General features: G+C 69.5%; 24 protein-coding genes and 1 pseudogene. 13 read left to right on the top strand and 12 right to left on the bottom strand.

What is annotated here, in order from left to right; genetic code table 11:
* Nucleotides 1-114: 114 nt before the first annotated feature.
* The 4 genes from ABZ656_RS07075 to ABZ656_RS07060 all read right to left on the bottom strand — a co-directional run bounded on the left by ABZ656_RS07075 (nt 115) and on the right by ABZ656_RS07060 (nt 2,144).
* On the bottom strand, nt 115-906 hold the full coding sequence (locus ABZ656_RS07075; protein WP_360265360.1) for a class I SAM-dependent methyltransferase: 792 nt from the start codon (nt 904-906) through the stop codon (nt 115-117).
* A gap of 92 nt (nt 907-998) precedes the next feature.
* Nucleotides 999-1,364 (bottom strand): transposase, encoded by a 366-nt coding sequence (locus ABZ656_RS07070; protein ID WP_360265415.1) that lies wholly within the window; start codon nt 1,362-1,364, stop codon nt 999-1,001.
* Nucleotides 1,365-1,422: 58 nt separating this feature from the next.
* Complete coding sequence (locus ABZ656_RS07065; RefSeq protein ID WP_360265357.1) at nt 1,423-1,902, bottom strand: zinc-binding dehydrogenase; 480 nt, start codon at nt 1,900-1,902, stop codon at nt 1,423-1,425.
* Nucleotides 1,854-2,144, bottom strand: a complete 291-nt coding sequence (locus ABZ656_RS07060; protein ID WP_360265354.1) for an aldo/keto reductase — start codon at nt 2,142-2,144, stop codon at nt 1,854-1,856. Before ABZ656_RS07060 ends, ABZ656_RS07065 begins: the two co-directional genes overlap by 49 nt.
* A gap of 345 nt (nt 2,145-2,489) precedes the next feature.
* On the opposite strand from ABZ656_RS07060, the gene ABZ656_RS07055 reads away from it, so the two are divergent.
* A complete protein-coding gene (locus ABZ656_RS07055) occupies nt 2,490-3,404 on the top strand; it encodes a helix-turn-helix domain-containing protein (protein ID WP_101407030.1) in 915 nt (304 codons plus the stop codon).
* 23 nt (nt 3,405-3,427) lie between these two features.
* On the opposite strand, the gene ABZ656_RS07050 is transcribed toward ABZ656_RS07055, so the two are convergent.
* Nucleotides 3,428-4,348: a helix-turn-helix transcriptional regulator gene (locus ABZ656_RS07050; RefSeq protein WP_360265351.1), complete on the bottom strand. Its 921-nt coding sequence runs from the start codon at nt 4,346-4,348 to the stop codon at nt 3,428-3,430.
* A 243-nt stretch (nt 4,349-4,591) separates the two neighbouring features.
* Here ABZ656_RS07050 and ABZ656_RS07045 point away from each other — a divergent pair, with 243 nt between their 5' ends.
* The 3 genes from ABZ656_RS07045 (at nt 4,592) to ABZ656_RS07035 (ending at nt 7,374) form a co-directional block, all read left to right on the top strand.
* Complete coding sequence (locus ABZ656_RS07045) at nt 4,592-5,917, top strand: MFS transporter (RefSeq protein ID WP_101407032.1); 1,326 nt, start codon at nt 4,592-4,594, stop codon at nt 5,915-5,917.
* A gap of 97 nt (nt 5,918-6,014) precedes the next feature.
* Nucleotides 6,015-6,863: an aldo/keto reductase gene (locus tag ABZ656_RS07040; protein ID WP_101407033.1), complete on the top strand. Its 849-nt coding sequence runs from the start codon at nt 6,015-6,017 to the stop codon at nt 6,861-6,863.
* 43 nt (nt 6,864-6,906) lie between these two features.
* Nucleotides 6,907-7,374, top strand: coding sequence for a hypothetical protein (locus ABZ656_RS07035; protein ID WP_360265347.1), 468 nt, complete (start codon nt 6,907-6,909; stop codon nt 7,372-7,374).
* Nucleotides 7,375-7,404: 30 nt separating this feature from the next.
* Here ABZ656_RS07035 and ABZ656_RS07030 read toward each other — a convergent pair whose 3' ends face one another.
* The 3 genes from ABZ656_RS07030 to ABZ656_RS07020 all read right to left on the bottom strand — a co-directional run bounded on the left by ABZ656_RS07030 (nt 7,405) and on the right by ABZ656_RS07020 (nt 11,136).
* Entirely contained in the window at nt 7,405-8,358 is a 954-nt protein-coding gene (locus ABZ656_RS07030; protein ID WP_101407035.1) for a carbohydrate ABC transporter permease, read from the bottom strand.
* Nucleotides 8,355-9,371 (bottom strand): ABC transporter permease subunit, encoded by a 1,017-nt coding sequence (locus ABZ656_RS07025; RefSeq protein WP_101407036.1) that lies wholly within the window; start codon nt 9,369-9,371, stop codon nt 8,355-8,357. The genes ABZ656_RS07030 and ABZ656_RS07025 overlap by 4 nt, the downstream gene beginning before the upstream one ends.
* 79 nt (nt 9,372-9,450) lie before the next feature.
* Nucleotides 9,451-11,136 (bottom strand): Tat pathway signal sequence domain protein, encoded by a 1,686-nt coding sequence (locus ABZ656_RS07020; protein ID WP_360265343.1) that lies wholly within the window; start codon nt 11,134-11,136, stop codon nt 9,451-9,453.
* Between the two features lie 295 nt (nt 11,137-11,431).
* Here ABZ656_RS07020 and ABZ656_RS07015 point away from each other — a divergent pair.
* A pseudogene (locus ABZ656_RS07015) lies at nt 11,432-11,733 on the top strand (sugar hydrolase); the annotation flags it as partial.
* Nucleotides 11,734-11,865: 132 nt separating this feature from the next.
* Nucleotides 11,866-13,404, top strand: a complete 1,539-nt coding sequence (locus ABZ656_RS07010; protein ID WP_360265340.1) for a glycoside hydrolase family 43 protein — start codon at nt 11,866-11,868, stop codon at nt 13,402-13,404.
* A gap of 26 nt (nt 13,405-13,430) precedes the next feature.
* On the opposite strand, the gene ABZ656_RS07005 is transcribed toward ABZ656_RS07010, so the two are convergent.
* The 4 genes from ABZ656_RS07005 to ABZ656_RS06990 all read right to left on the bottom strand — a co-directional run bounded on the left by ABZ656_RS07005 (nt 13,431) and on the right by ABZ656_RS06990 (nt 15,088).
* Nucleotides 13,431-13,715 carry a hypothetical protein gene (locus ABZ656_RS07005; protein ID WP_101407041.1) on the bottom strand — a complete coding sequence of 95 codons (285 nt, stop codon included), beginning with the start codon at nt 13,713-13,715 and terminating at the stop codon, nt 13,431-13,433.
* A gap of 197 nt (nt 13,716-13,912) precedes the next feature.
* Nucleotides 13,913-14,065, bottom strand: a complete 153-nt coding sequence (locus tag ABZ656_RS07000; RefSeq protein WP_180362668.1) for a hypothetical protein — start codon at nt 14,063-14,065, stop codon at nt 13,913-13,915.
* Nucleotides 14,038-14,517, bottom strand: coding sequence for a hypothetical protein (locus ABZ656_RS06995; protein ID WP_360265337.1), 480 nt, complete (start codon nt 14,515-14,517; stop codon nt 14,038-14,040). The genes ABZ656_RS07000 and ABZ656_RS06995 overlap by 28 nt, the downstream gene beginning before the upstream one ends.
* Before the next feature lie 46 nt (nt 14,518-14,563).
* Nucleotides 14,564-15,088: a helix-turn-helix domain-containing protein gene (locus tag ABZ656_RS06990; RefSeq protein ID WP_101407043.1), complete on the bottom strand. Its 525-nt coding sequence runs from the start codon at nt 15,086-15,088 to the stop codon at nt 14,564-14,566.
* Between the two features lie 122 nt (nt 15,089-15,210).
* On the opposite strand from ABZ656_RS06990, the gene ABZ656_RS06985 reads away from it, so the two are divergent.
* The 7 genes from ABZ656_RS06985 to ABZ656_RS06955 all read left to right on the top strand — a co-directional run bounded on the left by ABZ656_RS06985 (nt 15,211) and on the right by ABZ656_RS06955 (nt 23,857).
* A complete protein-coding gene (locus ABZ656_RS06985) occupies nt 15,211-16,275 on the top strand; it encodes an LLM class flavin-dependent oxidoreductase (protein ID WP_360265333.1) in 1,065 nt (354 codons plus the stop codon).
* A gap of 36 nt (nt 16,276-16,311) precedes the next feature.
* Complete coding sequence (locus tag ABZ656_RS06980; protein ID WP_360265330.1) at nt 16,312-17,361, top strand: LLM class flavin-dependent oxidoreductase; 1,050 nt, start codon at nt 16,312-16,314, stop codon at nt 17,359-17,361.
* Between the two features lie 69 nt (nt 17,362-17,430).
* Entirely contained in the window at nt 17,431-18,165 is a 735-nt protein-coding gene (locus tag ABZ656_RS06975; RefSeq protein WP_360265327.1) for a response regulator, read from the top strand.
* Nucleotides 18,162-20,357: a xanthine dehydrogenase family protein molybdopterin-binding subunit gene (locus tag ABZ656_RS06970; RefSeq protein ID WP_360265324.1), complete on the top strand. Its 2,196-nt coding sequence runs from the start codon at nt 18,162-18,164 to the stop codon at nt 20,355-20,357. The genes ABZ656_RS06975 and ABZ656_RS06970 overlap by 4 nt, the downstream gene beginning before the upstream one ends.
* Before the next feature lie 177 nt (nt 20,358-20,534).
* Complete coding sequence (locus ABZ656_RS06965; RefSeq protein WP_101407046.1) at nt 20,535-21,674, top strand: XdhC/CoxI family protein; 1,140 nt, start codon at nt 20,535-20,537, stop codon at nt 21,672-21,674.
* A 292-nt stretch (nt 21,675-21,966) separates the two neighbouring features.
* A complete protein-coding gene (locus ABZ656_RS06960) occupies nt 21,967-22,944 on the top strand; it encodes an aldo/keto reductase (protein ID WP_101407047.1) in 978 nt (325 codons plus the stop codon).
* Nucleotides 22,945-23,005: 61 nt separating this feature from the next.
* On the top strand, nt 23,006-23,857 hold the full coding sequence (locus tag ABZ656_RS06955) for an aldo/keto reductase (protein WP_101407048.1): 852 nt from the start codon (nt 23,006-23,008) through the stop codon (nt 23,855-23,857).
* Nucleotides 23,858-23,897 lie beyond the last annotated feature (40 nt).

Here is a 23,897-nt window from a genome sequence, read left to right as displayed (position 1 = left end):
TGGCACAGCGCTCCACTTGGCCAGTCGGAGATTGGCCATATCGAATAAACCAGTGGCCAATCTTCGAATGGCATTTGGTTGTTCGCGGCCGTCTCGGCCGGCGCCTCGGCTGGGTCAGCCTGGCTTGACCGCCAGCGTCGCAAAATAGTTCGACATGTATTGGGCGGATGCGTTGGATTGGTCCGGTGCTTCTGCAAAGCCGGTGAGGACGAATCCCGCGGCGAGTTGCCCGCCGATCTGGTCGGTGAGGGTGTGACTATATTCAAGAGGGGCATCCGCGCCGAACTTGGTGGCGCGTTCCTCGGCGGAGTACTGCGTGACATCGCTGTAGGGCAGCTTGTGCACGACGACCAGCTCGCCGCGCTCGTCGAGCGCCTCGTGGTCGAACAAGTACACATCAGGGTTGAGGAAGCCCACGAGCAGAGTTCCGCCCGGTCGCAGGACGCGGAAGCACTCACGCCACACCGGTGCCAAGTCGGGTACAAATAGGTTCGAGACCGGGTGGAACACAACATCGAATGCTGCGTCGCCCAAGGCGCTGAGGTCGCGCATGTCACCCAGGACGGTGCGCAGCTCAAGTCCGTCGCGCGCCGCCACCATCTGGTCCTGGCCGAGTTGGCGGGGCGAGTTGTCGAACACGGTGACCCGCGCCCCTGCGGCGGCGAGGATCGGACCCTGCTGGCCACCGCCGGAGGCCAGGCACAACACGTCCTTGCCGGTCAGGTCCGTCGGCAGCCAGGAGCGGTCGACTGGCTCACGCCCGATGAGAACAATCGACCAGTCGCCCATGCGGGCGCGCTCGACATCCTCAGCACTCACCGGCCTCGACCACTCGTTGCCCTCCTGGACATACTTGTCCCAGGCTGCCCGATTATGGGCACCGGGATCGACGACAAAGTCCTGCACGTTTAACTCCCTGCTACAGCCAAGCGGACACCAGCGGTACCGACGGTTCGACGCCGCCAGCCAACACGATCACAGGTGCGGGCTCAACGAAATTAGCGGGCGTCGAGGTGCCCACGGGCTCGCCGGGTGGTTGCGCAGCGGGTGCGTAGGCGCTGGTTGACGGGGTTGCGGAAGCCGTAGGCGTCGCGGGCGACGGTCTTGATGACCCGGTTGGTGCCTTCGGAGCCGGCATTGGCGACCCCGGTGTGCAGGAACGCCGGGATCTCTGGCCACCACGTCTCGACGGTTGTGGCCAGGCGCTGCAGTTCGGGAAGGCCGGCGTCGGCGCAGCGTCGGTAGAACCGGTACAGCAGATCGCGGACCTGTTCCCGGTCCGGGCGGGTCCGGGCGGTGGCAAGCAGGTCCAAGAGATCTTCCTCGGCGTTCCACAACAAGGCCGACCGAGCCCGGCGGCTCAGCAGCGCCGGGCCTCCCGTCCTGCGGCGCGGCAGCCGCAGGACGGGAAGCTGTCCGTACTCAGTCTGCCGCCATCGTGCTGATGTCGATCACGAACCGGTAGCGGACGTCACCGGCTGCGAGCCGGTCGAAGGCAGCGTCGACCTGGTCGGCCTTGACGACCTCCACTTCGGCGGCGATCTCGTGCTCGGCGCAGAAGTCGAGCATCTCCTGTGTCTCCTGGATGCCGCCGACCAACGTGCCCGCCATCGATCGCCGGTTGTACAGAAGGGAGAAGACATCGACGCTGATCGGCTTCTTGGGAACGCCAAGGTTGACGAACGTGCCGTCCAGCGTGAGCAGTTCGAGGAAGGCCTCATAGTCGAGGTTCGCGGGCGCGGTCAAGATGATCAGGTCGAAGGTTCCGGCCAGATCAGTAAACGTCGCAGGGTCGGTGGTGACGCGGTAGTCGCGGGCACCGCGCCGCATTGCGTCGTCGCGCCGGTCCAGGGTCAGGTCCAGTACGGTCGGGGGCGCGCCCAGCGCTGCCGCGATCGGCACGCCGACGTGCCCGAGGCCGCCGAAGCCGACGATCGCGACGCGCTTGTCCGCTCCGGCCCTCCAGTGCCGGAGCGGCGAGGGTAACCGCCGGCCAGCGCCCGGCCGAGCGGTTCCTCGTTGGCATACGGCCCGTAGATGCCGGCGGTGTCGATCAGGGTCATGCCGAGGTCGATCGCCTGCCGGATCACGGAGACGGACGTCTCCTCGTCTCGCGAGGCCGCCATTTCGTAGCCGAACGACATTCCCATGCAGCCGAGGCCGAGGACGCCGGTCTCCGGGCCGTGGGCCCGAGTATCGTCGTAGGCATGAGCTCCGCCTGCTTCCTGTCAACGGTTGCCGTGATACCGGGGATGTACGGAAGGGCTCGTCGGCCGCGGTTCGTCCTCCAGAATGTGCTTGAACCGGGTGACTACGCTTCTGGCGTGCGGCCATCCGGCGTACGAGGCCGACGGGCCCGACACCGGCAACGCTCGCGCACGCGCGCGTCACGTGCCAGACCGCGGTGTGCCGGGGAACCGCGTTCCGGGGTATGACAGGGCCCCCCACACGCCTACCGGCCTGTCACCGGCGACCGCACACTCGAGAACATGACACGTGAGCAGCCCATGAGCGGGGGCACCGAGCTGGGGCGTTTCCTGCGCGCCCGTCGGGCCGGGATCTCCCCCGCAGAGGCCGGTCTCACGGTCGCCTCCGGGCTGCGCCGCACGCCCGGGCTGCGCCGTGAGGAACTGGCCACCCTGGCCGGGATCAGCATCGACTACTACAACCGCCTCGAACGCGGCAGAGAGACCCGGCCCAGCCCGTCCGTCGTGGACTCCCTGGCCCGCGCCCTGCACCTGGAGGAAGACGAACACGAGCACCTGCGCAGCCTGGCCGCTCTTGCCGCCCGTACCGCGCCGGAACCTCCGACGGTGCCCAGCCGGACCGTGCGGCCGGGCGTGAAGCTGTTGCTGGAGAGTCTGCGGCCGAACCCCGCACACGTGGTCAGCCGCACCAACGACCTGCTCGCGGCCAACCCTGGCGGACTGAGACTGCTCGCCGGGATCGAGGAGTGGCCGGTCAAGCGGCGCAACATCGCCCGATATGTCTTTCTCCACCCGACCGCGCGCACCCTCTTCCACGACTGGGCCACCCAGGTCCGCGGCTGCGTCGCCAGACTCCGCGCGCTGGCCGACACCGACCCCGATGCTCCTGACCTGACCCGGCTCGCCGGTGAACTCCTCCTGAAGAGCCCGGAGTTCGCCCGCCTGTGGGAGCGCTACGACGTCAAGGGCCACGCCCACGGCCGCAAGACCTTCCACCACCCCGAGGTCGGCGACCTCACCCTCGGCTACCAGACCATGGAGCTGGAAGGCACCCCCGGCCACCGTCTCGTCACGTACTACGCCCAGCCGGGCACGGCCGACTACGACGCCCTCGTCCTCCTCGACATACTCGGCGCCCAGTCCGCGCCGCACGAACCGTCCTCTTTCGAGGACGAAACCACGTCGCCCTCCCCCTGAACCGGGCTCGGCCCGGGTTCTGGTCAGGGTCGTGCGCGCCCTTCCTGGCCGGCCTTCGCACCGAGACGCTCGGCGGACTGCGGCGCGGTGAGGTCGAGCAGGAGCATGGCGTCGTGGTCCGGGGTCCCCGGTTCTGCGGTGTAGACGCCGAGACGCTGGCCCGGGGTGTCTTCGAGGTGCATGCTCTGGCCGCTGAGGGTGAGGTCGCCGACCCGAGGATGGTGGAAGGCCTTCTGGGCCTTCTTGCGCCCCACCACGTCGTAGCGCTCCCACAACTTGGCGAACTCCGGGCTCTTCAGCAGGAGTTCACCCACCAGGCTCGTCAGGTCAGGGGCGTCCGGGTCGATGCCGGCCTGGGCTCGGAGCCTGGCGACGCAGCCGCGGACCTGGTTCTCCCAGTCGTCCTGGAAGAGGGTGCGCGCGGTGGGGTGGAGGAAGAGGTAGCGGGCCAGATTGCGCTGTTTGGCGGGCCAGTCGTCCAAGCCCGCGTACAGGGCGAGTCCTCCGGAATTCCAGGCGAGCAGGTCCATGCTGCGGCTGATGATGTACGCGGGGCTCGGCCGCAGCGTCTCCAGGACCAGCTTCAGATGCGGGCGCACGGTCCTGCTCGGCGGCGGCGGTGGCTCGGGGGCGTAGCGGGCGGCCCGGGCGGCGAGCTCACGCAGGTGCTGGTGCTCGGCCTCGTCGAGTTGCAGGGCGCGGGCGAGGGCATCGAGCACGGCGGGGCTGGGGCGGGTCTCCTTGCCACGTTCCAGGCGGACGTAGTAGTCGATGCTCATGCCGGCGAGCGTGGCCAGTTCCTCGCGGCGCAGGCCGGGGGTGCGGCGCAGACCGGTACCCACGGTGAGACCGACCTGCTCAGGGCTGGTCTGGGTGCGTCGCGCGTACAGGAACCTGCCCAGCTCCATGTCGCCGCTCCTGCTGGTGCTCTGCTCGGATGCCATACCGCCAGTCTCACACCGCGCTGACCTGCGTGGCAGGCGCGTGGGGGGCCCTGCCATACCCCCGAACACCGCTCCCTGGCACAGCCCGGCCTGCCACTGCGCCCGAAAAGGCGCGAGGCTCGATTCCTGTCAGCACCCCAGCCTTCCAGCACAGGAGACCGTCCCGTGTCCGTGTCCGCCTCACCCGCCTCCCGAGATACAGGAACAGCCGGACTGCCACCGCAAAGCAGGTCGGGTGGACGTATGGCGCTGGCCGCCGTGCTGCTCGGCTTCTTCACCATCATGGTCGACGCGATGATCGTGAACGTCGCCCTGCCCTCGATCGGACGCGGCTTCGGCAGCGGGATGACCGGGCTCCAGTGGGTGGTCGACGGCTACACCCTCGCCTTCGCCGCGTTCCTGCTGTCCGCCGGCGCGATCAGTGACCGCATCGGGGCCCGCCAGGCGTTCGCGATCGGCCTGGGCCTGTTCGTCCTGGCGTCCGCGGTGTGCGGGGCAGCGCCGAATCTGGTCGTCCTGGTGGGGGCGCGGCTGGTACAGGGAGCCGGGGCCGCCATGGTCGTTCCCGCCTCCCTCGCACTGCTGCGGGAGACCTTTCCCGACCCGGCGGAGCGGGCGAGGGCGATCGCGCTGTGGGGCGTGAGCGGCTCGGTGGGTGCGGCTGCCGGGCCCGTGGCCGGAGGCCTCCTCACGGTGATCGACTGGCGGATGATCTTCTTCGTCAACCTGCCCGTCGGCGCGGTGGCCCTGATGCTCCTCAGGCGCGCCCCGTCATCCCCGCGACAGGAGGTGCCCTTCGACTGGACCGGCCAGGTCGCCGCCGTCGCCGCCATGGGCGCGCTGACGTACGCGGTCATCGAGGCCGGCGCGGAGGGGTTCGGCACCGCGCGGGTCCTGGTCGCGTTCACCGTGGCAGCCCTGGCGGCCCTCGCCTACCTGGTCGCGCAGGCCCGTGGCCGGCATCCGATGACACCACTGCCGCTGTTGCGCTCCCGCACGATGTCGCTCTCCGCCGCCGTCGGGTTCGCTCTGAACGTCGGCTTCTACGGAATGATCTTCCTGCTGGGGCTGTATCTCCAGCAGGTGCACGGACTGAGCGCGCTCGCCACCGGTGTGGGATTCCTGCCGATGACCGTGCTCACCTCTTTCATGGGCCCTGTCGCCGCCCGCCTCGCCACACGGTTCGGTGCGCGTATTCCGGTGATCATCGGTCAGTGCCTCATGGCGGCCGGGCTGCTCGCGATGGTGACGGTGCCGGCCGGGGCGCCGGTATGGCTGTCCGTGGTGCTGATGGTGCCCGTCGGCGCCGGCGGTGCGATGGCCGTGACCGCACTGGTGGCCCTGCTGCTGGAGAACGTGCCCGCCGAGCGGGCCGGCGTCGCCAGCGGTGTACTGAACGCGGCCCGTCAACTCGGCGGCGCCCTGGCCGTCGCCGTCTTCGGCGCGCTGGTCGCCGACCGGACCCGGTTCGTCTCCGGGCTGCACACCAGCCTCCTGATCGCCGCGGCGGTGGTGGCGGCCAGCGTCGTCGCCACCGTGCTACTCCGGCCCGCCCAGCGCACGACATGAAGGGAAACACCGTGAGCATCGCCTCTTCGGCCGGAACTCCCGTCGCACGCTGACCGGCCCCCTGTCCCACCCCGCTCCACGACACAAGGAACATCCCATGCAGACCGTCACCCTCAACAACGGCGTCAAGATGCCGATCCTCGGCTTCGGCGTCTTCCAGATCGCGCCGGACCAGACCGAGCGGGCCGTCACCGACGCCCTGGCCGCTGGATACCGGTCCCTCGACACCGCCGCCGCCTACGGCAACGAGGAGGCCGTCGGCCGCGCCATCAAGAACAGCGGCATCCCCCGCGAGGAACTGTTCGTCACCACCAAGCTGTGGGTGCAGGACACCGGCGAGGAGAACACCGAGCGCGCCTTCGAGACCTCGCTGGACAAGCTCGGCCTGGACTACCTCGACCTGTACCTCATCCACCAGCCCTACGGCGACGTCCACGGCTCCTGGAAGGCCATGGAAAACCTGAACCGCGAAGGCCGGACCAAGGCGATCGGCGTCTCCAACTTCTACCCCGACCGGCTCGTCGACCTCATCGACCGCAACGAGATCACACCCGCGGTCAACCAGATCGAGACCCACCCGTTCCACCAGCGCACCGCCGACCAGGAGTTGATGCGCGAGCGCGGCGTGCAGATCGAGTCGTGGGGCGGCTTCGCAGAGGGCAAGAACGGCCTCTTCACCAACCCGGTGCTCAGCGGCATCGCCGAGCAGCACGGAAGGTCCGTCGCGCAGGTCGTCCTTCGCTGGCTGGTCCAGCGTGAGGTCGTCGCCATCCCCAAGTCGGTCCGCGCCGACCGGATGAAGGAGAACCTCGACGTCTTCGACTTCGAGCTCACCGACGACCAGATGGCGGCCATCGCCACCCTGGACACCGGCAGCTCGCTGTTCTTCGACCACCGCGACCCGGCCGCGGTCAGCCGAATCGGCAACGTCCGCATTCACGACTGACCCGGAAGGCGCGACAGCGCTTCACCGGAGCTTCCTGACGTGGGTGCCCCGCACCACGCGGCCCTTTGCGCCCACGCCGGAGAAAATGGTCGGCGCGACCGGCAGCATCGGACGACTCGCAGCGCAGGCCGCGCAGAGGCGTGGCCTGCGCCCGTGCGCACTCGTACGCGACGTACAGCGACCTGAGCGGCTGCTCCCCGCCGGCGTGATCAGCGAGCGCTTCGAGTGCGACGTACACCGCATCGAAGCGCTCGCCCCCTACTCCGACGACTACGACGAGACAGTCGCGCGCAGTGTCCGCGAGCAGGAGGCCGATGCGCGGCCGGTCATCGCCGGCCTCTCCGCCTCGATCGAGCGTTACGACACAGTGCTGATGAGGAACACCCGCATGCCGGTGCCGATGTCCGACAGTGGCTGCGGCCCAGCGGCCTTCTCCGGCTCCGAGCTGGGAAGCGTCGGCGATCCGCGGGCATGCCAACCCGGCTGGTCAAGACCGCCCCGTGCCGCTTGAGAGCGTTGCCCACCCAGTACACCGCTCTCCTCACCCCTTGATGGCCCCGGTGAGCATGCCCTCGGCGAAGTGCTTCTGGAGGAAGGGGAAGGCCACGGTGATGGGAAGCAGGGTGAGCACCACGACTGCCATCTGCAGAGAGAGTGGAGCCGTCTGGGCGTGGCCCTCCACGCCGTAACCCGAGTTGACCTGGCCGGGCATGTTCATCCCGAGGTTGACGTACTGGTACAGCACGTACTGCAGCGGCCACTTCTCGCTCTCGGCCGGCATGTAGAGCATCACGCTGAAGAAGGTGTTCCAGTAGCCGACCGCGGAGAAGAGAGTGATCACGGCGTTGACGGCTCGGGAGGTGGGCAGCACCACCGACCACAGGATGCGCCATTCACCGGCGCCGTCCATGCGGGCGGCGTCGATGAGTTCGGCGGCGGTGGTGGAGTAGAAGGAGCGCAGCACGAGGATGTTGAAGACGCTGACCGCGCTGGGCAGGATCAGGGCCCAGTACTTGCCGTAGCCCCCGAGTTCACTCACCACCAGGAAGGTGGGGATCAGGCCGCCGCTGACGAACATGGTGACGACCAGGATCAACAGCAGGAAGCGATGGCCGAGGGATCGGGCCCGGGACAGGCCATAGGCGCACAGTACGGAGACGGCCATGGAAATGGCTGTGCCGACGAGTGTCACGCCGAGGGTGATCATCAGCGACCGTCGTACGGGGCCGCCCGAGAGCATGGTGCGGTATGCCTCGAAGGTGATGCCGTCCGGTACGAGAACCAGCCCTCCGGCCTTGTTGATGGCGTGCGGGGTGGAGATGCTGGTCAGCACCACGCAGTAGAGCGGTACGAGGATCAGCAGCGCCACGATGCCCAGCGTCAGGCCCTTGGCACTCTGGCCGACGGCAGTCAGCGGCTCGTCCCAGACCGGGCGGTCGGGGTTGCGGCGGCCGGCCGTGGACCGCGCGGGCGCGGTTGTCGTCACAGCGGTCATTTCCGGTACAGTCCGTCCTCGCCGAAGCGGTGGGCCAGGGCGTTGGCGCCCCAGAGGAGCAGCAGCGAGATGACGCTCTTGAAGATGCCCGCCGCCGCGCCGTAGCTGTAGTTCTGGGTGCCGATGCCGTAGTAGAAGGCGAAGGTGTCGAGCACGTCGGCGGCGTCGTGGCCGACGGCCTGGCGCTGGATGAGCAACTGCTCGAACCCGACGGTCAGCGCATTGCCCAGACGCAGGACGAGCATCAGCACGATGATGCCGCGCATGCCGGGCAGGGTGATGTGCCACATCCGCCGCCACCGGCGGGCCCCGTCGACGGCCGCGGCCTCGTACAGGTTCTGGTCGATGGCGGCGAGCGCGGCGAGGAAGACGATGATGCCCCAGCCCGCGTCCTTCCAGACCACTTGGGAGGTGACCAGGAACGCGAAGATGTGCGGGTCGGTCATGACGTTCCAGGTGTCCATGTGGTGCTGGCGCAGGAACTGGTTGAGCAGGCCGGCGCCGCCGATCATCTGCTGGAACAGCGTGACGACCAGCACCCAGGAGTAGAAGTGCGGCAGAAAGGTGATGGCCTGGACGACCGATCGGACCCGCCGGCTCAGTACGGAGTTGAGCAGCAGCGCCAGCAGAACCGGGACGGGGAAGAACAGCACCAGCTGGACGGCGCTGATGTAGAGGGTGTTCTCCAGTGCGTGCCAGAACAGCCGGTCGCCGAAGAGCTGTTGGAAGTTGTCCAGGCCGACCCACTCGCTGTGCAGGACACCGTCCAGCGGGTCGTAGAACTGGAACGCGGTGATGGTACCCATCATCGGCAGGTAGTTGAAGACGACCAGCAGGACGATGGCCGGCAGGGTCATCAGGATCAGGGTCTTGTCACGGCGCAGCCGGATCCGCCAGCTCAGTCGCTTGTCAGCGGCTTCTCGCGAATGCCGTCGCCGGTCGGCGCGTCCGCGGGGACCGGCTTTGCCGTCGTCCTGCTGTCCTCTGCTGCCCGGCGCGAGCGTCGAGGCCATGATTCCTCCTTGTACGGGGATACGGCGTACAGGGATTCGGCGCTGGTGCCCCGTGACACCGGCGGCCGGGCGGTCGCGGCTACTGGCCGGTGCCGAGCTTGTCCAGGACCTCGGACTGGTACCAGGCAACCAGTCGGTCACCGCCGCCGCTTCCCTTCCAGGTACTGAGCGCGTCCTGGAAGGCGGAGACCGGCTTGAGGCCGTGTGCGACGTCCTTGACGGTGTCCTCGACCGCCTGGGCGGCGTCGGCGGTGGCGAAACGCTTCGGCACGGTGATGTTCATGTTGAAGAACACCGGCTTGTACACGTACCTGACGGCCTCGGCGTTCCACGCGCACCGGTCCTTGGTGACCTGCGGGAAGTCCGGGTTGTAGAACACCTGGAGGGCGCTGGCCAGGAACGGGAAGGTCTGCGCCTGTACGTCGGCCAGGCCGGCCTTCGTGGGGCTCGGGCCGTGCGGGCCCTTCCTCCAGTCGACGCCCTCCACACCGAAGTTGACCATGAGGTGCTCGGCCGAACCGAAGGGCGCCGCCAGGTAGTCGGCGATGCGCAGGCACTCCTCGAGCTGGGCGGGCTTCAGCTTGGCGTTGAGGTAGCTGAAGAACCCGGCCGGCGGGGTGAGGAAGAGCCGTGGCGCGGACTTGCCGTCCGCCGAGAAGGGCTTGAAGGAGGCGCGCCGGTAGTTCTCGTTCGCGGCGACGCCGGCCTGGGCGTCCGTCTCGTTCCAGATCCCCTGACCGCCGGCCCCGATCAGCGCCTTGCCGGCGTAGAAGCGCGTGGTGGCGTCGTTGCTGTTGCCCGCCAGCACGTCGGGGTGAAGGTAGCCGGACTTGGCGAGCTTGTGGGCCCAGTTGAGAGCCTCGATGAACTGGGGCTGCTCGTAGTGGTGCACCAGCTTCCCGTCGACCACGGCGAACTTCGCGGCGTAGTCGAAGATCTGGAAGAGGTAGGTGTACAGGTCGTCGAAGGCCCACACACCGGCCTTGGCGCTGGTGAGTTCCTTGCCGAGATCCCAGAACCGGTCGATGGACGTGATCTCGTCGGCGTCGATGCCCTTGGCCTCGAAGATGTCGCCGCGGTAGTAGAACTGGCCGGGCAGGACGAAGCCGCTGGAGAAGCTGGGTATGCCGTACAGCCTGTCTTCCCAGACCCCGCCCCGCCACGCCCCGGTGGGCAGGGCGGCGAGGTTCGGATACTTCTTGATCTTGTCGCCGGCCAGGTACGGCGTGAGGTCGGCGAGCTGGGTGCCTGCGAGCTTTCCCAGATTGAACAGTGCGTTCCACCAGCCCGGCAGCTGCACCCAGTCCGGGAGTCTGCTCGCGGCGGTGAGCGTGGTGATGGTGGTGTTGTACGTGTTGCCGTTGGCCGGCTTCATCGTCATCGTCGCGCCCAGGGCCTTGTTCATCGCCCGGTAGTACGAGTTGCCGGGGGACGGGATCGCGCCCCACAACGGGGTCAGCGTCGTGTAGTGACCTCCGGCGCCGGGCACACCACCGACCGTCTTGACCGGAGTCGACGGGTAGTTGAGGAATCCCGGGTCGGCGACGGCGTCGGCGGCTCCCTTGACCGAGGGGATGTCGGGCTGGACCGCGGTACTGGGGATGTGGGCCGGAACCGCGGCGGCGATGCCCTTCTTGGAGTTGGTGCCGCCGCGGCTCTTGCCCCCGCCGTCGCCGCATGCGGCCAGCAGCGGCGACAGCGCAGCCGCCCCGGTCACGGCGATCGCGCCGTTGACGAAGGACCGTCGGTTCAGCTCGTGGGTCATGATGGGTCGCCTCTTCTCGTCGAAGCGCTTCGACATTCGCGGCGACCTTAGCGACGGGTAACGTTACCCACAAGAGGTCCGACGAAGCCGGTTCGTGATCTTAAGTCAGCTTAAGTAGGCCTACTTCAAGGTCTATTGACATGTCGTGAACCCGCATGCGACTTTCGAAGCGCTTCAACGAATCAGCCGGTGCGGCAGGGATCTACGCTGCCTCGCCCGGTCCCCACCAGCCGTCGCCGACTGCCGCATGCCCGAGGGGTTGCCCGCTGTGAGTACCGCTTCCGTGCCCGCCGACCTGCCTTCCGGGCCGACCGCGGCCCGGCTCCCGTTCTGCGACCCGGGCCGCTCACTCGCGGAACGCGTCGAGGACCTGCTGTCGCGCTCGACCCCCGCCGAGCGGATCGCGATGCTCCACCGGTACGGGCCCGCCGTCCCCCGCCTCGGCGTCGCCGCGTTCCGCACGGCACCTGAGCGCTGCACGGTGTCGCCTGGCCGGGTCCTGCGACCACCTTCCCGCAGCCCTTGTGGCTGGGCGCCACCTGGGACGAGGACCTGATGCACCAGATCACCACCGCGATCGAGTTGCGGGCCTTCCAGCACCACCGTCGGCCGGCCACGGGCGAGGGGGCCATCAGCCTCCAGGCGTGACCGCCTGTCACCGGACCTCTTGCCCCCGCGCGGAACGTTCCCCGCGGCACACTCCCCCCGACCACACTCCTCAGGACGGACATGGCGTTCTACGACAATCCCGTGATCCCCGGCTTCAGCCCCGACCCGAGCATCTGCCGGGCCGGTGACGACTACTACGTGGCCACGTCCAGCTTCGAGTACGTACCCGGCGTGCCGATCTGGCACAGCCGGGACCTCGTGCACTGGCGGCTGATCGGACACGCGCTGGACCGCCCCTCGCAGCTGGCGCTGCCCGACACGGCACCGGCCTCCACGGGGGTGTACGCGCCCACCCTGCGCCACCACGACGGCCTGTTCTGGCTGATCACGACCGTGGTCGCCGGGGCGGGCAACATCCTGGTGACCGCCGAGAACCCGGCCGGACCGTGGTCGGACCCGGTGCCGATCGCGATACCGGGCATCGACCCCTCCCTCTCCTGGGACGAGGACGGAACCTGCTGGTGCGTCTTCTCCGACGACGGCATCCGTGCCGTGCGCATCGACCCCAAGTCCGGCGAACTGCTGGGTGAGCTGGTGCACCTGTGGTCCGGCACCGGGCTCCAGTACCCCGAGGGCCCGCACCTCTACCGGGTCGGCGAGTGGTGGTACCTGCTGCTGTCGGAGGGCGGCACCGAACGCGGCCACGCCCTGTCGCTGGCCCGCACCCGCGCCCTGCCGGGCCCGTTCCAACCCCACCCGGCCAACCCGGTGCTGTCCCACCGCAGCACCAACCACCCCGTCCAGAACACCGGCCACGCCGACCTGGTCCAGGCACATGACGGCACCTGGTGGATGGTGCTGCTGGGCACCCGGCCCCGCGGCGACACCCCCATGTACCACGGCATGGGCCGGGAGACGTTCCTCGTCCCGGTGCGCTGGCAGGACGGCTGGCCACTGCCCGGCCCGATCGAACTGCGCTCTCCAGCACCGCAGTTGACCCCGCATACCTGGCCGCAGGAACCGGACCGCGACGACTTCGACTCCCCCGTCCTCGCCCCCGGCTGGGTCGAACTGCGGCGCCGGGACCCGGACGCCGTCCGGCTCGACGAGCGGCCCGGCCACCTCGTGCTGCATGCCCGCACCGACAGCCTGGACACGCCCGGCGCCCTCTTCGTGGGCCGACGCCAGCGCGACGCCGACTGCCGCGCACGCACCCTGGCCGACGTGGTCGAAGGCGGCCGGGGCGGGCTCGCTGTACGGCTGGACGAGGCCCACCACTACGAGGTCGAGGTGGGCGACGGCGCGGTGCGCGCGATCGCCCGGATCGGCCCGCTGCGCCACGTCATCACCGAACACCCCGTACCAAACGGCCCGTTGACCCTGCGGATCGACGTCACGACCACCGACGTCCTGCCGCCCACGGTCACCTCCCGGGGCACCGGGCCCGACGACGCTCCCCCGCCCGGTCTGCGGACCGGCGGCCCCGACACCCTCCGCCTCGGCTACGAAACGGCGGCCGGCGCCTTCGAGATCCTCGCCGAACTCGACGGCCGCTACCTCACCACCGAGGTCGCCGGCGGCTTCACCGGACGCGTCTTCGGCATGTACGCCACGCGGTGCAGCGCGGCCTTCGACTGGTTCGAACTGCGGTCCGCCTGATGGGCCGTTGCACACCTCGGCCGCACTCAATGGACGGTTCGGCCGGGGTGCAGTTGCACGACCACGATGGAGTACGCCGGCACGGTCTGCCGCGTCGCGCTGCCCGAGGTGACCGAGCCGATCGCGTGGGCGTTCTTGAGGTAGGAGTACACGGTCGGGGTGGCCGTCGACGGTGTGAACCCGCTGTAGGACAAGGCGACTTGGGCGTCATTGGCCGGGTCCTTGTTGATGAGCATGACGTCCACGTCGCCGCCTGCCCGCCGGACCGCGTGCGCGGTGAGCGACGACGTCGAACTGGCGGCTCGCCTCACGCGACGCACCCGATGCCGGACGCGAGTCTTGACAACATCCAGCTCGACCCCAATAGCCTTTCGAAAATCCGCTCTACTGTACGTATATACGACACGCGGACCCCCGAGGCCGCATCGCGACTTCGATCCGCGCGGCCTGGCCATGAGCAGCCCCGTGCACTGCGGTCTCACCGAGACGAGTTGGCCCCGTTCCGCCCCTACCGCGCCATGTTGAAGGCGACGAGGATGATCGTGAAGCCTGCCGCCGGCGACTCCCACGGACTGCCGTCGAGGTCCATCAGGCTGGTGCCCAGCGAGGTGACCGCCTGGCCCCGGATCAGGGTCAGGCCGTTGGGAAGGATGTGACGCACGCAGATCCTCCGGCCGGAGAGTCCAGCCGGACCGAACGAATCGATGCCGGGAAGGTGGCGCTCGCGCAGCGCGGCGGATCGTACGACGCGGGCGTTGTACGGGGGAGAGGCGACCGCGAGAGCGATGACCGGCGAAGGAGGCCCGAGCCGAAGAGCACCACGGTCAGTACGGAGAACACCACGGCCAGTACGGCAAGCAGCAGCGCGGGAAAGGCGAAGACGATGGCGAACGCCCGTGGAAGGACATGGCCGAACCAACCGCCGAGCCATGCACCGGCCACGGCGAGGATGGTGCCGACCGTGGTCGGATCCGCACCGGACCGGTGCTGCGCCGAGGGGCCCTGGCCTGCGGCAAGGTTGCCCGTGTGACTCGGGTCGTACGGCGCGGACAGTGGGGCGAACACGGCGATCAGGACGACCAGCAGGCACCAGGCCGCTGAGAACACCAGCACCGGGGCGCCCGGTTGCCCCGAGCCCCAGCTCGACAGCGCAGCCGCGCTATTGGGCTCCCGCCGACAACCGCTTGGCCGCCTCCCGCTTCCGATGGCGGTAGCGGGCCCGCATGGCGTCGCTCGCGGCGGGGCCGGCGGTGAAGACGTAGGCGTCACTGTCGTCGAGCCGGCGACCGGTGACCGCGTCGACGACGGCGGGGTCGACCTCTTCTCCCGTCGCGGCCTCGATGAGGACCATGCTGCGCTCCTCCGGCGCGAGGCGGGAGTTGCCCCAGGCGGTCAGCGCCACGATGACCGGCCACAGGGAGCGCCCCAGGGCGGTGAGCACGTACTCGTGACGCACCGGGTTCGTCTGGTAGGGACGGCGCTCCAGCAGGCCGTCCGCGACCAGGGCCTTGAGGCGGGTGGTGAGCATGCTGGAGGACACGCCCAGGTTCTCCTGGAACTGATCGAAGCGGGAGTAGCCGTCGAAGGCGTCCTGGAGGATCAGCAGCGTCCACCACTCGCAGACGTGCTGCGCCGCCGCGCACAGCGGGCTCTCCCGGTCTTCCAGGCTGATTCGGCTCGGCAATTTGACCGCCCTCAATCCGTTACTGCTAAAGTCGAAGCCACTTGGTTCTATTTTAGCACCACCAGATGGCCGGGCCTTCGTGCGCCCGCGACCAGTAACGTCTGGCGAGAGTGAGTCTCTTCATGCCCGCCCTGTCGGTACTCGACCATGTCCTGATCCGTCCCGACCAGACCAGCGGTGACGCGATCGCCGCCACCACAGCCCTGGCACAGCGGGCCGACGCCGTCGGTTACCGCCGCTACTGGATCGGCGAGCACCACAACGTCGCCAGCCTCGTGTCCACCAATCCGTCCGTGCTCCTCGGGCTCGTCGCGGCGGCGACGGAACGCATCCGAGTGGGCCCGGGCGGCATCCAGCTGCCGAACTACGGCGCCCTGGCCGTCGCGGAGAACTTCGCCCTCCTTGAGGCGGCGCTCCCGGGCCGTGTCGACCTGGGTGTCGGACGCGCCCCCGGCGGCGACGGCGTCACGACCTTCCTGTTGCGCGGCGGCCGCAGCGACGAAGGGGGCGACCGGTACCCTGAGCAGGTCGAGCAGCTCGCCGCGATGATGACCGGGAGCGGCCTGGATCTCGAGATCGGTAACGCGGGGCAGACGAGCGCATACAACCTCAAGGCCACTCCAGGAGCCATGAGCGTGCCCGAGGTGTGGCTGCTGGGCTCCGGCACCTACTCGGCCGAGCCGGCCGCACGGCAGGGCAGGCCCTTCGTCTTCGCGCACCACTTCGCCGGGCACGGCACGGAGCGGGCCCTGGCGGCGTACCGGAGCGCGTTCCGCCCTTCGCGGCAACTCGCCGAGCCGAAGGCGTTCATCGTCGTCAACGCCGTCGTCGCGGACACCGCCGAGGAAGCGGACTTCCTGGCCCTCTCGCAGTTGCACATACTGGCCCGCTTCGAAACCGGCCAACCCTTCGGACGCCAGTTCCTCGCGGAGGAAGCCGCCGAACTCCCGATCACGGATGCACTGCGTCCCGTCATCGACGCCCTCCGCGAGACCTTCGTCATCGGCGACGCCACCACAGCGGCCAAGCAGGTCACGGCCTTGGCCGACCGCTTCGACGTCGACGAAATCATGATCCACCCGGTGCCGTCCGCCCGCCGTGGGGGCCCCACGCGGCGCTCTCCCGGCCGGGAACGAACCCTCGAACTCCTCGCTCGCGAACTCCTCGCTCGCGAACTCCTCGGATGACGCGGCGTCCATCAAACAACGAGAAGAGATCAGACCATGGTGAAACTCTCGATCGTGGAACAGGCCACGGTCGCGCGCGACAAGACCGCGATCGACGCGTTCGACGAGGCACTGGCCACCACCCGGCACGCGGAGCGGCACGGCTTCCACCGGATGTGGTTCGCCGAACACCACGGCCTCGGCACCGTGGGCTCGCACGCGCCCGAGGTCCTCATGGGCGTCGTGGCACGCGAGACCGAGCGCATCCGCATCGGCTCCGGCGCGATCCTGCTGAACCACTACAGCCCACTGAAGGTCGCCGAACTGTTCCTGCAGTTGGAGACCGTGGCACCGGGGCGCTTCGACATGGGCCTCGGACGGGCCACCACCGGCCCGCTCGTCGACATGGCCCTCAAGCGTGACCGGGACAGCGGACATCTCGACGACTTCGACCAGCAGGTGCAGGAGGTACTGGCGTTCCTGCACCACGACTTCCCGGCCGATCACCCCTTCCGTCACATCGATCTCATGCCGACCGTCACCGCCCGCCCCGACCCGTGGATCCTCGGCTCCTCCGGCAGCAGCGCCGGTCTGGCCGCCGCCCTCGGCGTCGGCTACTCCTTCGCCGGGTTCATCAACCCGGGCGGAGCGGTCCCCGCCCTGCGGGCCTACCGCAAGGCGTTCAAACCCACTCCCTACGGCGCCGGGACCCCTCAAGTCATGCTCGGCGTCGCCGTGTTCGCCGCCGACACCGACGAAGAGGCGCGCCGGATGACGTGGCCGACCCGGGCCATCTTCGACAGTCTGGGCCGAACCGGACGTGCCCCGGTCGTCCCGTCCATCGACGAGGCGTCCCGCACGCTCACCACCGCGCAGAAGGACGAACCGTCCAGGATCGTGAACGGCCGATGGCCCCGGCAGGTCGCCGGCCGCCCCGAAGCGGTGCGGGACCAGCTCCTCCAGATGATCGAACAGACCGGGGCGACCGAAGTGATGCTCCAGAGCATCAACCCCGACCAGGAGGCCCGCCGGTACTCCCACGCACTCATCGCCGACGCTCTGGGCGTCAGGCCCGAGGTGCGCCCGACCACCGTCGACGCAGCGTAAGTCGGCTTACCGGTCTGCTGTGCCGGCACCGCAGACCGGTCGTTTCGCCTGCCTTGTGCCCGCCGCTCAGTGCAGCCGGGCGACCCTGCCCGCCCGCACCCAATCCGGCTCCGCCATGCCGGTTTCCTCGGTGATGACCCCGTGACCGGTGCCCCGCTGCGCCTGTTGATCGCCGACGACCACGCCGTGGTCCGGGCCGGTCTGCGGGCCCTGCCGGATGGCGATCCGGACCTCGAAGCGGTCGGGGAGGCGGGCAGTGGCGAGGAGGCCGTCCAGCTGGCCCTGGGGCTCGCGCCCGACGTCATGCTGATGGATCTGCGGTTCGCGAGCGCCGGTCGGAGCATCGACGGGATCGAAGCCACCCGCCGGCCGGCCGCCGAGGTACCGGGCCTGCCTGTGGTGATGCTGACCAGTCCGGGACCCGAACAAGCCGTCGGAAAGGGTGAGTTGATCACCGCCGTGGAGGTACCGGCGTATCCGCGTCCGCTGCGGTCCGGCTACCTGAAGGTGCGCGACCGCCAGTCCTACGAGTTCGCCCTCACCTCCGCCGCCGTCGCCCTGCACATCCGCGGCGGCGTGATCCGCGAGGCCAAGGTCGCCGCCGGTGGCGTCGGCACGGTGCCTTGGAAACTACCCGCCGTCGAACGAGCCCTCGTCGGTGAACGCCCCTCGGACCGGCTCTGGGCCCGGGCGGCGGAGTCGGCCTCGGACGGGGCACGCCCCCTCACGCACAACCGCTTCAAGATCGAGCTGCTCAAGCGGACCGTCGAACGCCAGCTGCGCATCGTAGGAGACATCGCATGAGCCCCCAGCCGCAGGCAGCCGTCGGCGCACCGCTCTCCCGTGTGGACGGGCGGCTCAAGGTGACCGGTCAGGCGAAGTACGCGGCCGACCACGAGCCCGAGGGTGTCGTGCATGCGGTTGTCGTCGACAGCAGCGTCGGCCGCGGCCGCATCACCGGCATCGACAGCCGCGCCGCCGAAGCCCAGCCCGGCGTCCTGAAGGTCGTCCACCACCGCAACGCCCCGAAGCTGCCCTACGGCCCGAACCCGGGCTCGCTCAACCTTCCGGGTGAGCGGCTGCGCGTCTTCCAGGACGACCAGGTCCGCTTCCACGGGCAGCCGGTCGCCGTCGTCGTGGCCACCACCCTGGAGGCCGCCCAGCACGCGGCGAACCTGGTGAAGGTCGACTACGACTCCGAGCAGCCCGTCACCGATCTCTCCGATGCCCCGCCCGCGGGCGATCCCAGGACCTACGCGCGCGGCGACGCGGAGGCGGCCCTGCAATCCGCCGCCGTACGGCTGGAGATGACGTACCGCCTCTCCCGTGACCATCACAACGCCATGGAGCTCCACGCCACCGTCGCCCAGTGGGACGGCGACCGGCTCACGCTGTGGGACAAGACCCAGTGGGTGCAGAGCCCACGGGCCGAACTCGCCGCGAACTTCGGACTTCCGGCGGAGAACATCCGCGTGATCTCGCCGTTCGTCGGCGGCGCGTTCGGCAACGCGGCGCGGGCCTGGCCGCACATCACGATCGCGGCCCTCGCGGCTCGCGAGGTGGGGCGGCCCGTCAAGCTCGTACTGACGCGCAGGCAGCTCTACTTCGAGGTGGGCTACCGGCCGGCGTACGAGTACAAGGTGCGCCTCGGCAGCGACCGGAGCGGGCGCCTGACGGCGATGACCCACGACCTGCGGGCCGAGACTTCCCGGTACGAGACGTTCGCCGAGCGCGGCGTCATCTCCCCCGGACAGATGCTCTACACCACGCCCAACGTCGCCCAGACGTACCGGACGGTGCCGCTCGATGTGAACACCCCGACGCCGATGCGCGGCCCGGGGTACTCCAGCGCCGCCTTCCCCATCGAGAGCGCGATGGACGAACTCGCCCACGAGCTGGGCGTCGACCCCATCGAGCTGCGGCGGCGCAACGAACCCGAGAACGACCAGTCCAGCGGGCAGCCGTTCTCCACCCGGCGGCTGCGCGACTGCTACACCGTCGGCGCCCGCGAGTTCGGCTGGAGCCGCCGCAACCCGAAGCCGCGCTCCACCCGCGACGGCGACTGGCTCATCGGCACCGGCATGGCGACCGCGCTCTACGACACCCTGCGGGCCCCGGCCCAGGCCCGGGTGCGGCTGGACGCCGACGGTACCGCCCTGGTCGAGTCGTCGACCAGCGACATGGGTCCCGGCACCTACACCTCCATGACCCAGGTCGCCGCCGACGCCCTCGGCCTCACGGTCCGCAACGTGACCTTCCGGCTCGGCGACACGAACATGCCCACGGCCCCGCTGCACGGCGGCTCGCTGACCATGGCCAGCGTCGGATCCACGGTCCAGGACGGCTGCGACAAGCTGCGGCAGCAGGCCATCCAACTGGCCGTCGGGGACTCGCGATCACCGCTGTACGGCACCGACGCCGACGACATCGTCGTGCGGGGCGGCCGACTGCACCTGAGCGACAACCCTGCACGCGGGGAGACGTACCGGCAGCTCCTCACCCGCAACAACCGCGCGTACCTGGAAGCGGCGGGTTCGTGGACCCCGAGCCAGTCCCGGTCGTCCATGTACGCCTACGGGGCGGTGTTCGCCGAGGTCGGCGTGGACGCGCGCCTCGGTCTGGTCCGGGTGCGGCGGATGCTCGGAGTCTTCGACGCGGGGCGCATCATCAGCCCCAAGCTGGCCGACAGCCAGGCCATCGGCGCGATGGTCGGCGGCATCGGCGCGGCCCTGCTCGAACATACGGTCACCGACCACCGTGACGGCCGGATCGTCAACGCCAACCTCGCCGACTACCTGGTCCCGGTCAACGCCGACGTCCGCGACCTGCGGGCGATCTACCTCGACGGCCGGGACGACGAGGCCGACCCCATCGGCGTCAAGGGCCTCGGTGAGGTCGTCCTGGTCGGCGTGGCGCCGGCCATCGCCAACGCCGTCTTCCACGCCACCGGCCGCCGGGTCCGCGAACTGCCCATCACCGCCGAGGCGTTGCTCTGAGTCATGCCCTGGGCGGTCCTGGCCGGTGCTGGCCATCACCGCCCGGGCGCACCCCACGTCGTGCCGCGGAAACGCGGGACGGCCCGGGCCGCCGCCGCGTACTTCCGTTCCCCCGCGGCGCGGCGGCGGCCCGTTCACTCCGAGCTTTCTCGAAGGACCTTTCTCGAAGGACCATCCATGCTGAACATCGCGGACACGCTGCACTCGTGGTGCGGCGAGGCCCGCTCCTTCGCCCTCGCCACCGTCGTCGGCGTCAGCGGCAGCGCGCCCCTGCCCCCGGGCACCGCGCTCGCCGTCGACACCGACGGCAACGCGACCGGCAGCATCTCCGGCGGCTGCGTCGAAGGAGCCGTCTACGACCTGTGCCGCGAGATCCTCGACTCCGGAGGAGCCCCGCAGCGCGGGCGGTTCGGCTACTCCGACTCCGATGCCTTCGCGGTCGGCCTCACCTGCGGCGGTGAGCTCGACGTGCTGGTGCAACGTGTCGAACCCACCGCCCTGCCGCACCTGATCCGAGCTCTCGAAGCCGTGGGAAACGGCCGCCCCGGCGCCGTGGCCCAGGTCGTCGACGGCCCCGCGGAACTGCTGGGACGCACGCTGAGCCTTGTCGGCCACGACGGCGCACACGAGGGAACCCTGGGCGGCGGCACGCGCCTGGACGCGGCGGTGGCGGCACAGGCCCGCGCGCTGCTGCAGGCCGGGCGCACCGGCCGTATCGAGGTGGGAGGGGACGGCGACACCTGCCCCGAGCCCCTGTCCGTACTCGTCCACGTCAACGCGTCCTCGCCCCGGATGCTGATCTTCGGCGCGGTCGACTTCGCCGCCGCCCTCAGCCGGGCCGGGTCGTTCCTCGGCTATCGGGTCACCGTCTGCGACGCCCGCCCCGTCTTCGCCACGCCCACCCGCTTCCCCCACGCCGACGAGGTCGTCGTCGACTGGCCGCACCGCTACCTGGACCGCACCGAAGTGGACAGCCGTACGGCCGTCTGCGTCCTGACCCACGACGCCAAGTTCGACATCCCCCTGCTCAGCCGGGCTCTCGGCCTCCCCCTCGCCTATGTGGGCGCGATGGGCTCCCGCCGCACCCACGACCAGCGCCTGGAACGCCTGCGTGAAGTCGGCGTCTCCGAGGCACAACTGGCCCGCCTGCACTCCCCCATCGGTCTCGACCTCGGCGCCCGCACCCCCGAAGAGACGGCCATCTCCATCACCGCTGAGATCATCGCCCACACTCACCACGGCACCGGCCTGCCCCTGACTCACAGCACCGGTCCGATCCACCCCACGGCCCCAGTCCGCAGCCTGGCGAGGTCATGACCCGTGTGAAAGGCGAGTGGGGTGCTCTGCCGTGCCAACGCGACGGCGGGGCGAGTACCGCTCATGGTCACCGGCGGGCCCAAAGACCGGCCCGGCTCCACATCGCCGCTCCTCGCGGTGCGCCCAGACGCCATGGCTTTGCGTGTCATCCGCTCTCACCTGGTCGGCCCCACGGTGGGGGGCCCTGTCATTCCCCCGCAGAACCCGGCCTGCCACGCGGAGAGAAACGGCGCGAAGGTGGTTTTCGAGCCAGAGAGGAACCCGCCGGAAGGCGATCAAGCGGAGAGAGCTGATGCGCTACATCAAGCTGCGTGACCTGGAGGTTTCCCGGATCGGTCTCGGCGCCATGGGAATGTCCCACGGCTACACCGACTCCGGAACCGACGAAGCGGAGTCCGTCCGCACCCTGCACCACGCCCTGGAGCTGGGCGTCACCTTCATCGACACCGCCGAGATCTACGGCCCGTACGCCAACGAGGAGCTGCTCGGCCGGGCCCTCAAGCGGCGCCGCGACCAGGTCGTGCTGGCGACGAAGTTCGGCCTCGTCTCGCACACGGGCGCCGGTGTGTGGCACCTCGACAGCAGCCCGGCCAACATCCGCACCGCCGTCGAAGGCTCGCTCACCCGCCTGGGCACGGACCACATCGACCTGTACTACCAGCACCGGGTCGACCCGAACATCCCGATCGAGGACACCGTCGGCGCTCTTGCCGAGCTCGTCGCCGAGGGCAAGGTCCGCGCCATCGGCCTGTCCGAGGCCGGGCCCGACACCATCCGCCGCGCGCACGCCGTACATCCGGTGACCGCGGTGCAGTCGGAGTACTCGCTGTGGACCCGCGACCCCGAGGCCCGGGTGCTGCCGCTGCTGCGCGAGCTGAACATCGGCTTCGTGCCGTTCGCGCCCCTCGGCCACGGCTTCCTCACCGGCACGATCCGCTCGACCGACGCCTTCAAGGAAGGCGACTTCCGGCACGGCAACCCGCGCTTCACCGGCGAGAACTTCCAGCGCAACCTGCGCCTCGCCGACGAGGTCCAGGCCGTCGCCGCGGAAGCGGACGTCACCCCGGCCCAGGTCGCCCTGGCCTGGCTCCTCGCCCAGGGCGACGACATCGCCCCCATCCCGGGCACCAAGCGGGTCCACCGTGTCGAGGAGAACACCGCCGCCGACGCCATCCGGCTGACCGCCGACCAGCTGGACAGGCTGACCAGCCTCCCGGCGCCGGCAGGAGCCACCCATACGGAAGCCGGCCTGCGGATGCTCGAACGCTGACCGCCCCCGCTGCCCGACGCCCGCCCTTTCACCCCGTACAGAAAGCAAAGAAGGAATACCCATGCAGAACGTGACTCTGAACAACGGCGTCGAGATGCCGACCCTCGGCTTCGGCGTGTTCCAGATCCCCGCGGAGGAGACCGAGCAGGCCGTCACCGACGCCCTCGCCGCCGGCTACCGCCTCCTCGACACAGCTGCCTCCTACGGCAACGAGGAGGCCGTCGGCCGCGCCATCAAGAGCAGCGGGATCCCGCGCGAGGAACTGTTCGTCACCACCAAGCTGTATGTCCAGGACGCGCCCGCCGAGCAGAACACCAAGCGTGCCTTCGAGACCTCGCTGAACAAGCTCGGCCTGGACTACCTCGACCTGTACCTGATGCACCAGCCCTACGGCGACGTCTACGGCCAGTGGCGGGCCATGCAGGATCTGAACCGCGCCGGCCAGGCCAGGGCGATCGGCGTCGCCAACTTCTATCCGGACCGGCTCCTCGACCTGATCTTCAACAACGAGATCACACCCGCGGTCAACCAGATCGAGACCCATCCGTTCTTCCAGCGTGCCGACTACCAGGTCCTCATGCGCGAGCACGGGGTACAGATCCAGTCCTGGGGCGGCTTCGCCGAGGGCAAGAACGGCCTCTTCACCAACGCGCTGCTGAGCGAGATCGGCGAGAAGCACGGCAAGTCCGTGGCCCAGGTCGTCCTTCGCTGGCTGACCCAGCGAGACGTCATCGCCATCCCCAAGTCGGTCCGCGCCGACCGCATGGCGGAGAACCTCGACATCTTCGACTTCGAGCTCACCGACGACCAGATGGCAGCCATCGCCACCCTGGACACCGGCAGCTCGCTGTTCTTCGACCACCACGACCCGGAGATGGTCACCTGGCTCAGCAAGCGCCGCCTGGACAGCTGATCCGGCAAGCGCCGACACCCCCACAGGAGAAAGCTCCGCC

The sequence above is a fragment of the Streptomyces sp. NPDC007095 genome, assembly GCF_040634475.1.
GTDB lineage: Bacteria > Actinomycetota > Actinomycetes > Streptomycetales > Streptomycetaceae > Streptomyces.
This window is presented reverse-complemented; position numbering and strand designations above follow the sequence as displayed.